This is a genomic window from Thiobacillus sp. 65-1402 (assembly GCF_001897685.1).
GTDB lineage: Bacteria > Pseudomonadota > Gammaproteobacteria > Burkholderiales > Thiobacillaceae > Thiobacillus.
Genome location: NZ_MKUG01000087.1, coordinates 1 through 10,177, shown reverse-complemented (window position 1 = coordinate 10,177; position 10,177 = coordinate 1). Strand labels below are relative to the sequence as shown.

At 66.4% G+C, this 10,177-nt stretch carries 10 protein-coding genes; 8 read left to right on the top strand and 2 right to left on the bottom strand.

Annotated elements, in window-relative coordinates; translation table 11 throughout:
• Together BGO62_RS07290 and map are read right to left on the bottom strand one after the other, a co-directional pair.
• Positions 1 to 2,089, bottom strand: a 2,089-nt coding sequence (locus BGO62_RS07290) for a [protein-PII] uridylyltransferase (protein ID WP_296640773.1), incomplete at its 3' end; no start/stop codon positions are given.
• Entirely contained in the window at positions 2,086 to 2,895 is an 810-nt protein-coding gene (gene map, locus BGO62_RS07285; protein ID WP_296640770.1) for a type I methionyl aminopeptidase, read from the bottom strand. The genes BGO62_RS07290 and map, both read right to left, overlap by 4 nt.
• A 282-nt stretch (positions 2,896 to 3,177) precedes the next feature.
• Between map and rpsB the strand changes: the two genes are divergently transcribed.
• The 8 genes from rpsB to rseP all read left to right on the top strand — a co-directional run.
• Positions 3,178 to 3,921 (top strand): 30S ribosomal protein S2, encoded by a 744-nt coding sequence (gene rpsB / locus BGO62_RS07280; RefSeq protein ID WP_296640768.1) that lies wholly within the window; start codon positions 3,178 to 3,180, stop codon positions 3,919 to 3,921.
• Between the two features lie 129 nt (positions 3,922 to 4,050).
• Positions 4,051 to 4,923: a translation elongation factor Ts gene (tsf, locus tag BGO62_RS07275; protein ID WP_296640766.1), complete on the top strand. Its 873-nt coding sequence runs from the start codon at positions 4,051 to 4,053 to the stop codon at positions 4,921 to 4,923.
• Between the two features lie 6 nt (positions 4,924 to 4,929).
• Positions 4,930 to 5,640 (top strand): UMP kinase, encoded by a 711-nt coding sequence (gene pyrH / locus BGO62_RS07270; RefSeq protein ID WP_296640765.1) that lies wholly within the window; start codon positions 4,930 to 4,932, stop codon positions 5,638 to 5,640.
• Positions 5,641 to 5,649: 9 nt separating this feature from the next.
• Positions 5,650 to 6,219, top strand: coding sequence for a ribosome recycling factor (frr, locus tag BGO62_RS07265; protein ID WP_296640761.1), 570 nt, complete (start codon positions 5,650 to 5,652; stop codon positions 6,217 to 6,219).
• Positions 6,220 to 6,230: 11 nt separating this feature from the next.
• On the top strand, positions 6,231 to 6,977 hold the full coding sequence (gene uppS / locus BGO62_RS07260) for a polyprenyl diphosphate synthase (protein ID WP_296640759.1): 747 nt from the start codon (positions 6,231 to 6,233) through the stop codon (positions 6,975 to 6,977).
• Positions 6,978 to 6,999: 22 nt separating this feature from the next.
• On the top strand, positions 7,000 to 7,806 hold the full coding sequence (locus BGO62_RS07255; RefSeq protein WP_296640757.1) for a phosphatidate cytidylyltransferase: 807 nt from the start codon (positions 7,000 to 7,002) through the stop codon (positions 7,804 to 7,806).
• The gene (gene ispC, locus BGO62_RS07250; RefSeq protein WP_296640755.1) at positions 7,803 to 8,987 is read left to right on the top strand and encodes a 1-deoxy-D-xylulose-5-phosphate reductoisomerase; all 1,185 of its coding nucleotides are present in this window, start codon (positions 7,803 to 7,805) and stop codon (positions 8,985 to 8,987) included. The genes BGO62_RS07255 and ispC overlap by 4 nt, the downstream gene beginning before the upstream one ends.
• The coding region (gene rseP / locus BGO62_RS07245; protein ID WP_296640752.1) for an RIP metalloprotease RseP at positions 8,984 to 10,177 on the top strand (1,194 nt) is incomplete at its 3' end. The genes ispC and rseP, both read left to right, overlap by 4 nt.

The window sequence follows — 10,177 nt, the reverse complement described above, 5'->3', positions numbered from 1 at the left end:
GGATGCGCGCAAAAAAGCCGCAGATGCGGGCGAACAGGTCGGGCCGGTCGGGGGTGTAGACCAGCACCTGGATGCCTTCGCCGACCGGCGACAGGCGTGCCCTGACGACGGCGTCGGCGCTGTCGGTGCGGCGCCACAGCATGCGCGCCTGCCAGGCCATGTCGCGGGCATCGAAACGGGCAAAATAGCGCGCGTCGAGATGCTGCCACAGCGCATCGGCAGCGCCGGTGGGCAGGCCATACAAAGCGAGATTGACGCGCGCCTCGGCCTGTTTGGCGGCGATGACGGCGACGGCTTCGTCGCTGCCAAGCAGCCGCGCCCGCGTGGCATGGTAGAGGTCTTCCAGCAGCTTGCCTTTCCAGGCATTCCATACCGTGGGGCTGGTGCCGCGGATATCGGCCACGGTCAGCAGATAGAGGGCCGTCAACCGGCGCAGGTTGCCGATCCTGGCGGCAAATGCGGCGATCACCCCGGGGTCGCTGGTGTCCTCCTTTTGCGAGGTGCGCGACATCGCCAGGTGCATTTCCACCAGCCAGGCGACCAGTTCGCTATCGGCCTTGTCGAGGCCGTGCCGGCGGCAAAATCTCCGTGCAACGGCCGCTCCCAGCTCGGAATGGTCGCCGCCGCGGCCTTTGGCGATATCGTGAAACAGGGCGGCCAGGTAGAGCAGTTCGGGCTTGTCGAAATCGGCGATGAGGCGGCTGGCGAGCGGAAGCTCGTGCGCAAGCGCCGGCACAGTAAAGCGCCGTACGTTGCGCAGCACGGTGAGGATGTGCTCGTCGACGGTGTAGACGTGAAACAGGTCGTGCTGCATCTGCCCGACGATGCGGCCGAACGCCGGGATGTAGCGTCCCAGCAGGCCATAGCGATGCATCGCGCGCAGCGCCCGGGTGATGCCCAGCGGCTGGCGCAGCAGCGCCATGAACAGTGCGTGGTGCGCCGGGTTGGCGCGGAAGGCGGCATCGATACGGATGCTGCCGCGCCACAGCGCGCGCAGCGTGGCCGGTTCGAACCCGGCCAGCGCCGGATGCTGGGCATACAGGATGAAGGCGCGCAGCAGGGCGTCGGGCTTGCGTTCGAACAAGTCGGCGGCGCGCGCCTCGAGCAGGTTGGCGCGCAACTGGAAATCGGCGTCGATCGGGCTGGGCGGTGCCGTCACCGGAAACAGCCGCACCCGCAATGACTGGATGAGGATGTCGTTGGTGCGCTGGATCAGCTTGGCGGCGCGGTAATAGCCCTGCATCAGGCGTTCGCCTGCACGTTTGTGTGCGGTGGCGGCGAGCCCCAGGCGGTCGGCGAGTCCGGTCTGGTAATCGAAGGCGAGGCGGTCGTCGCGCCGCTTTGCCAGCAGATGCAGATGGATGCGCAGCGCCGACAGGGCGCGTTCCTCGCGCGCGATGCGCCGCGCCTCGGCCTCGGTCAGCAGCCCTGCGCGTGCGATGCCGTTCCAGCCGCCGGCAATGCCGCAGGCCTGCGCCAGCCAGTGAATCATGTGCAGATCGCGCAGGCCGCCCGGGCTGTCCTTGAGATTGGGTTCGAGCTTGTAGGCGCTGTCGTCGAAGCGGGCGTGGCGCGCCTGCTGCTCGGCGAGCTTGCCGTCGAAAAAGCGCTGCGGGCTGAAGCGTGCCTGGAAGCGGCGTTCGAGTTCCTCGAACAGCGGACGGCTGCCCCACAGGAAGCGTGCTTCAAGTAGATTGGTCTCGACCGTGATGTCGGCGTCGGCCTCGCCGATGCAGGCCTCGAGGGTGCGCACGCTGTGGCCGATTTCCAGCCCGACGTCCCAGCATGCCTGCACCCAGCTTTCCAGTGTGGCCCGCTGCCCGCTTGCGGGCTCGTGCGGCAGCAGCAGCAGCACGTCCACGTCCGAACCGGGGAACAGTTCGCCGCGCCCGTAGCCGCCGACGGCGGCAAGGCAGAAGCTGGCGGGCAGCACGAGCCGGATGCCGATTTCCGCCAGCACGCCGTCCACCAGAGCGGCGTGGCGCGCCAGGTAGTGGGAGACGACGGGTTTTTCAAGGTAGGCCGCAGCCAGCGCCGCGCGGCCGGATTTGAGCCGCTCGCGCAGATCGGCGAACGGCGGGACGCTCACGCGGCGTGGCGGACGCGATCGGGAATCGCCGGGGTGCCTGCCGAGACGGTCAGCACTTCGTAACCGCTGTCGGTGACCAGCACCGTGTGTTCCCATTGCGCCGACAGGCTGCGGTCCTTGGTGACGATGGTCCAGCCGTCCGGCATCTGGCGAATATCGCGGCGGCCGGCGTTGACCATCGGTTCGATGGTGAAGGTCATGCCGGGCTCCAGCACGAGGCCGGTGCCGGGTTTGCCGTAATGCAGCACCTGCGGTTCTTCATGGAAATCGCGGCCGATGCCGTGGCCGCAGAATTCGCGCACGATGCTGTAGCCGTGGTTTTCGGCAAAACGCTGGATCGCATGGCCGATGTCGCCGAGCCGCGCGCCGGGTTTCACCTGGACAATGCCGATCCACATCGCTTCGTAGGTCACCTGGATCAGCCGTTTGGCCTGGATCGACGCTTCGCCCACCGCGAACATGCGGCTGGTGTCGCCGTGCCAGCCGTCCTTGATCACGGTGATGTCGAGGTTCACGATATCGCCGTTTTTCAGCGCCTTGTCGCTCGGCACGCCGTGGCATACCTGATTGTTGATCGAGGTGCAGATCGACTTGGGGTAGGGGGTGTGGCCGGACGGTGCGTAGTTCAGGGGCGCGGGGATCGTGCCCTGCACGTTCACCATGTAGTCGTGACACAGCCGGTCGAGTTCGCCGGTGGTGACGCCGGGTTTGATGAAAGGCGTGATGTAGTCGAGCACTTCCGAGGCGAGCCGGCAGGCAACGCGCATGCCTTCGATCTCGGCGCCGGTTTTGATGGTGACAGTCATGTAACGGAGAGGCGGGAGTTTTCAAAGCCATATTCTAGCCAGCGTGCCCGCGGCGCGCCAGAGAGAACCCCGCATGCCGGCTGTCCGCATGGCCGCCAACAGGCGGGGCCGTGTGCCGGCAGACATTCCTCCTTGAAATGAATGCCTCGACGAATTAGAATTGCGGGCTGTCCGAAATGGTTCGGACAAATTCGCACACCTGTCATTAAAGGGTGGCGGCGCATCCGGGCAAGCGATGCGCGGCTGCTGACGGGTGGAGGCTCAACCCTTTAGGAGATTCAAATGTCTGTCACCATGCGTCAAATGCTGGAAGCCGGTGTCCACTTCGGTCACCAGACCCGCTTCTGGAACCCCAAGATGGCCCCGTTCATTTTCGGTCATCGCAACAAGATTCATATCGTCAACCTGGAAAAGTCGCTGCCGATGTTCCAGGAGGCGCAGAAATTCGTGCGTAAGCTGGCGGCCAACAAGGGCAACGTGCTGTTCGTCGGCACCAAGCGTGCCGCGCGCGACATCGTCCGCGAAGAAGCGCAGCGCGCCGGCATGCCCTACGTCGACAACCGCTGGCTGGGCGGCATGCTGACCAACTTCAAGACGGTCAAGCAGTCGATCAAGCGCCTGAACGACCTGGAGGCCCAAATCGCCGAGCCCGGTCGCCTGTCGAAGAAGGAAATCCTCACCGTGCAGCGTGAGGTCGACAAGCTGAACCGCAGCCTGGGCGGCATCCGCGAAATGGGCGGCCTGCCCGACGCGCTGTTCATCATCGATGTCGGCTACCAGAAGGGCGCCGTGGTCGAGGCCAGGAAGCTGGGCATCCCGGTGATCGGCGTGGTCGACACCAACAACAGCCCGGAAGGCGTGGACTATGTCGTTCCCGGCAACGATGACTCGGCCCGTGCGATTCGCCTGTACGCGCGCGGCATGGCCGATGCGGCGCTGGAAGGCCGCGCCCAGGTCATCAGCGAACTCGTCGGCGGCGAAGAGTTCATCGAGGTCGAAGAAGAAGGTGCGCCTGCAGCCGAGTAAGCGCGGCGCACTGCAACATCGCCGGGAGGGTCTTCCGGCGAGCGTGTTATGAGGAGGGGCGTCGGCCCCTCTTTCTGTATTGAATTGTTTGAAACTGGCTGTATTTAACTGAATCCTGGGGAGTTCGAAATGGCTGAAATCACTGCAAGCATGGTCAAGGATCTGCGCGAAAAAACCGATGCGCCGATGATGGACTGTAAAAAAGCGCTGTCGGAAGCCGGCGGCGACATGCAGAAGGCGGAAGAGATCCTGCGCGTGCGCTTCGGCAACAAGGCGGCCAAGAGCGCCGGCCGCGTGGCCGCCGAAGGCGTGGTGACGATCGCCATCGGCGCCGACGGCAAGTCGGCCGCCATGGTCGAAGTCAACTGCGAGACCGACTTCGTGGCGAAGAACGACGATTTCCTGGCGCTGTCCAACGCGCTGGCCGAGATGGTGCTGAAGCAGAATCCGGCCGACGTTGCCGCGCTGTCCGCGCTGCCTTACAAGGACACCACGGTGGAGGCTTTCCGCACCGAGCTGGTCGGCAAGATCGGCGAGAACATGTCGGTGCGCCGTTTCGTGCGCCTGGACGGCCAGGGCAAGTTCGCCAGCTACATCCACGGCGGCAAGATCGGCGTGCTGGTCGACGTGAGCGGCGACGAGGCGCTGGCGCGCGACGTTGCCATGCATGTCGCGGCGTCCAAGCCGAAGTCGCTGGATGCGTCCGGCGTGTCGCCGGAGCTGATCGATACGGAACGCCGCGTCGCGGTCGAGAAGGCCAGGGAGGCCGGCAAGCCGGAAGCCATGCTGGAGAAGATCGCCGAAGGCACGGTGCAGAAGTTCCTCAAGGAAGTCACCCTGCTGTCGCAGCCCTTCGTCAAGGACGACAAGCAGACCGTCGAGCAGGTGTTGAAGTCGAAGAACTCGCAGTGCCATGGCTTCATGATGTACGTGGTGGGCGAGGGCATCGAGAAGAAGGTGAACGACTTCGCCGCTGAAGTGGCGGCGGCTTCCCAGGTCTGATCGGTCGTGGCGCCGGTCCGTCGCATCCTGCTGAAGCTGTCCGGCGAGGCCCTGATGGGGCCGGACAGCTTCGGCTATCACGCCGATACCATGGCCGGTTTTGTCGGCCAGATCCGCGAAGTGGCGGCGGCTGGCGTGCAGGTCGGCATCGTGGTTGGCGGCGGCAACCTGTTCCGCGGCGCCACCGGTGCGCTGTCGGGGATGAACCGCGCCAGCGCGGATTCGATGGGCATGCTGGCCACGGTGATGAACGCGCTGGCGCTGAAGGATGCCCTGCAGCAGGCAGGGGTCGAGGCGCGGGTGCAGACCGCGGTCAGCATCGCCCATGTCGGCGAGGATTTCGAGCGCGACGCGGCGGTGCGCCATCTGGAGGCCGGGCGGGTGGTGATCTTTGGCGGCGGCACCGGCAACCCGTTCTTCACCACGGATACGGCGGCGGCGCTGCGTGCGGCGGAAATCGGCGCCGATCTGTTGTTGAAGGCGACCAAGGTCGATGGCGTCTACACTGCCGATCCCAAGAAGGACGCCAATGCCGAGCGTTACGAGACGCTGAGCTTCGATCAGGCGATCGCCGGCAATCTGGGTGTGCTCGATACCGCTGCCTTTGCCTTGTGTCGCGAACAGAAACTGTCCCTGGTCGTGTTCAACGTCTTCAAGCCCGGCGCGCTGAAGCGCGTGGTGATGGGCGAAGACGAAGGCACTCGGGTGACTTTGTAAGGAGTTGAAATGGCTGAAACCAGCATTGCCGAGATCAAGCAATCCGCCGAACAGAAAATGGGCAAGACCCTGGACGCGTTGAAAAACGATCTGGCCAAGGTGCGCACCGGGCGCGCCCACACCGGCATCCTCGACCACGTCATGGTCGATTACTACGGCAACCCGACGCCGGTTCCCCAGGTGGCCAACGTGTCGCTGGTCGACAGCCGCACCCTCGGCGTGCAGCCGTACGAAAAAAACATGGTCGGCAAGATCGAGAAAGCGATTCGCGACGGCGATCTGGGCCTGAACCCGGCGACGCACGGCGATATCATCCGCGTGCCGATGCCCTCGCTGACCGAGGAGCGCCGCCGCGACCTGATCAAGGTGGTGCGCAACGAAGCCGAAGGCGCGCGCGTCGCCGTGCGCAACATTCGCCGCGACGCCAACGGCACGCTGAAGGACATGGTCAAGGCCAAGACCGCGACCGAAGACGAGGAGCGCCGCACCCAGGACGAGGTGCAGAAGCTGACCGACAAGTTCATCGGCGAAATCGACAAGATGCTGGCCGACAAAGAGAAGGACCTGCTCGCAGTCTGAGCGGATTCGGCGTGTCTACCCGCAGCGAGCAAGCGATCCCGGCAGGCGCCGATGTGCCGCGGCACATCGCCATCATCATGGACGGCAATGGCCGCTGGGCGAAACGCCGGCTGATGCCGCGCGTGGCCGGCCATCGCAAGGGCGTCGAGGCGTTGCGCGGGGTGATCCGTGCCTGCGCCGAACGCGGCGTGCCGCATCTCACGGTGTTTGCCTTCAGTTCCGAAAACTGGCGGCGTCCGCAGGAGGAGGTCAGCCTGCTGATGGAGCTGTTCATGCGTGCGCTGGAAAATGAAGTCGCGCGGCTTCACGAAAACGACATCCGCTTTCGTGTCGTCGGCGACCTGTCGGGCTTTTCCGAGCGCATCCAGAGCCTGATCCGCGACGCCGAAGCGCTGACGCGCGACAACGCCCGCCTCACTTTCACCGTGGCGGCGAATTACGGTGGACGCTGGGACATCGTGCAGGCGGTCAAGAAACTGATGGCTTCCAGTGTGGCGCCGGAAGCGGTGAACGAAGCCGCGCTGGCACAACACCTCAGCATGGCCGATCTGCCCGAGCCCGACCTGTTCATCCGCACCGGCGGCGAACAGCGCATCAGCAATTTCCTGCTGTGGCAGCTGGCCTACACTGAACTCTATTTCACCGACGCGCTGTGGCCGGACTTCGACGCCGTGGCGCTGGATGCGGCGATCGCCTCCTTCCGCACCCGCGAACGCCGTTTTGGCTGCACCAGTGAACAGGTGCGCGCGGCATCGTGAATTGTTTCCAGGCACCGTATCGATGACGCCGCTCCTCAGCCGGGTGCTGACCGCTGCTTCCCTGCTGGCGGTGTTCGTGCCGGCAGTATTGTGGGCGCCGACATGGTTGTGGACGATCCTGATCGCCGGCGTGGTCGGCGTGGCGGCGCACGAGTGGGCGCGCCTGAGCCATTTCCCCGTTTTGCCTGCGCGCCTCTATGCCGCGCTGCTGACCGCGTGCGCACTGGCGCTGCCCTACGTTCTGGGTGCCCAGTGGCCGCTTTTCCAGAGCGCCCTCATCGTGCTGGCGGTTGCGTTCTGGCTGGGGGTCGCCCCGCTGTGGCTGCTGGGGCGCTGGCACGCCGAACAGGCGTTTCTGCGCGCCGCAGTCGGTGTCGTGCTGCTGTTGCCCACCTGGGCGGCGCTGCTGTATCTGCATGCGCGCGGCCCCGGCATGCTGCTGGCGGTGATGGCGATCGTCTGGATTGCCGACAGCGCGGCCTATTTTGCCGGGCGTCGCTTCGGCCGGCATAAACTCGCCCCCGCCATCAGCCCCGGCAAAACCTGGGAAGGGGTGGCGGGAGCGCTCGTCGCGCTGGCGCTGTATGCCGGCGCGCTGAGCGGCGCCATCGACCTGCCGCTGCTGCCGTTGTTCATCGCGGTGGCGGGCCTGCTGTACCTGTCGGTGCTCGGCGACCTGTTCGAATCCTGGATCAAGCGTGTCTCCGGGATGAAGGACAGCGGCGATTTGCTGCCCGGCCATGGCGGGGTGCTCGACCGCGTCGACGCGCTGACCTCCACGCTGCCGCTGGCATCGGGCATCCTGATCTGGCTGGAGCGCACCGCATGAAGCCGCGCGTCCTCACCATTCTGGGCGCCACCGGCACCATCGGCGTCAATACGCTCGATGTGGTGGCGCGCCATCCCGATCGCTTCGAAGTCTTCGCGCTGACCGGCGCCACCCAGGTCGAGCGCATGGTCGAGCAGTGCCGCACCCATCGCCCGCGGTTCGCGGTGATGAGCGAGCCGGCAGCGGCGGCGGCGCTGCGTGCGCGGATTGCCGAAGAAGGCCTGGCGGTCGAGGTGCTCGAAGGTGCCGCCGCGCTGACCGAGGTGGCGACCGCGCCCGAGGTCGATACCCTGATGGCGGCTATCGTCGGCGCGGCCGGCCTGCCGGCCACGCTGGCGGCGGCGCAGGCGGGCAAACGGATTCTGCTGGCCAACAAGGAAACCCTGGTGGTCTCCGGCCAGCTGTTCATGGATGCGATCGCCGCCAGCGGCGCCGAACTGCTGCCGATCGATTCCGAGCACAACGCCATTTTCCAGGCGCTGCCGCGCGATTTCGGCGGCGATTTCCAGCAGGCCGGGGTGAAGGCGCTGTGGCTCACCGCCTCGGGCGGCCCGTTCCGCACCCTGTCGGCCGCGGCCATCGCCGCCGCCACGCCGGCGCAGGCGGTGGCGCACCCCAACTGGGTGATGGGTAAAAAGATCTCGGTCGACTCGGCCAGCCTGATGAACAAGGGTCTGGAAGTGATCGAGGCGCGCTGGCTGTTCAACGCGCGCCCCGAGAAGATCAAGGTGGTGGTGCATCCGCAGAGCATCGTGCATTCGATGGTCGAATACGCCGACGGCTCGGTGATCGCGCAGCTGGGCACGCCCGACATGCGCACGCCGATCGCCTACGCGCTGGGCTTTCCCGAGCGCATCGATGCGGGGGTGTCGGCACTGGAACTGATGGGCAGGCAGCTCACCTTCGAGGCGCCCGACACCGCCCGTTTCCCCTGCCTGCAACTGGCGTTCGACGCGCTCGCCGCCGGCGGCAACGCGGCGGCGGTGCTGAACGCCGCCAACGAAGTGGCGGTCGCGCGTTTCCTCGAAGGCGCCGCCTCGTTCAACGCCATCGCCGCCAGCATCGCGCACGCGCTGGACAAGCTGGCAGGCGGGGCGGCGCATACGCTGGACGACCTGCTCGAGGCCGACCGGCAGGCGCGCCGTGTGGCCGACGCGTATCTCGGGCAGCTGCGCGCATGAGCGTGCTGCACACCATTCTCTGGTTTCTGGTCGCCATCGGCATCCTGGTGGTGGCGCACGAATTCGGCCACTATCTCGCGGCACGGCTGGCGGGCGTCAAGGTGCTGCGCTTTTCGGTCGGCTTCGGCAAACCCTTGTTCAGCCGCCGCTTCGGCCGCGACCGGACCGAGTGGACGCTGGCCGCGCTGCCGTTCGGCGGCTACGTCAAGATGCTCGACGAGCGCGAGGGCGCAGTGCCGGCGGCGGAAGCGCACCGCAGCTTCAACCGCGCCACCGTGTGGCGCCGCATCGCCATCGTGGCGGCCGGCCCGGCCGCCAATTTCCTGCTCGCCATCGTGTTCTACTGGGCGCTGTTCCTGCATGGCCTGCCTGCGCTGAAGCCGCTCATCGGCGAGCCGCCCGCCGGCACGCCGGCGGCGCAGGCCGGCCTGGTGGCGGGCGACGAGATCCGCCGCGTCAACGGCACCGACACGCCGTCGTTCCAGGATTTACGGCTGAATCTGCTGCGCGCGGGGGTGGCGGGCGGAGTGCTTACGCTGGAACTGGCCGACGGGCGCAGCGTGCAGCTCGATGCGCCGTCGATGCAGACCGGGAATCTGGAACAGGACACGCTGCGGCCGCTCGGCATTGTGCGCTATGAACCCGAGATCCCCGCGGTCATCGGCAAGGTGCTGCCCGATGGCGCCGCCGCGCGCGCCGGCCTGCAGGTGGGCGACCGGCTGATCGCCGCCGATGGCAAGGCGGTGGCGAACTGGCAGGACTGGGTGCAGCTGATACGCCAGCATCCGGCCAAGCCCTTGCGTATCGAATACGAGCGGCAGGGCCAGCGCAAGGTGATGAGTCTTGAACCTGACGCGGCGGACGAAGGCGGCCGACGCATCGGCAAGATCGGCGCAGGCCCGCAGGTCGACGAGACGATGCTGGCCGCGCTGATGACCGAGGTGCGCTATGGGCCGCTCGAAGCGCTGGGGCGGGGCGCGCTCAAGACCTGGGACATGAGCCTGTTCACGCTGGAGATGATGGGACGCATGGTGCTGGGCCAGGTGTCGTGGAAGAACCTCTCCGGTCCGCTGACCATCGCCGATTACGCAGGCCAGAGCGCCGCGCTCGGCTGGATCAGTTTTGTCGGCTTTCTGGCGCTGGTGAGCGTGAGTCTGGGGGTGCTCAACCTGCTGCCGATCCCGTTACTG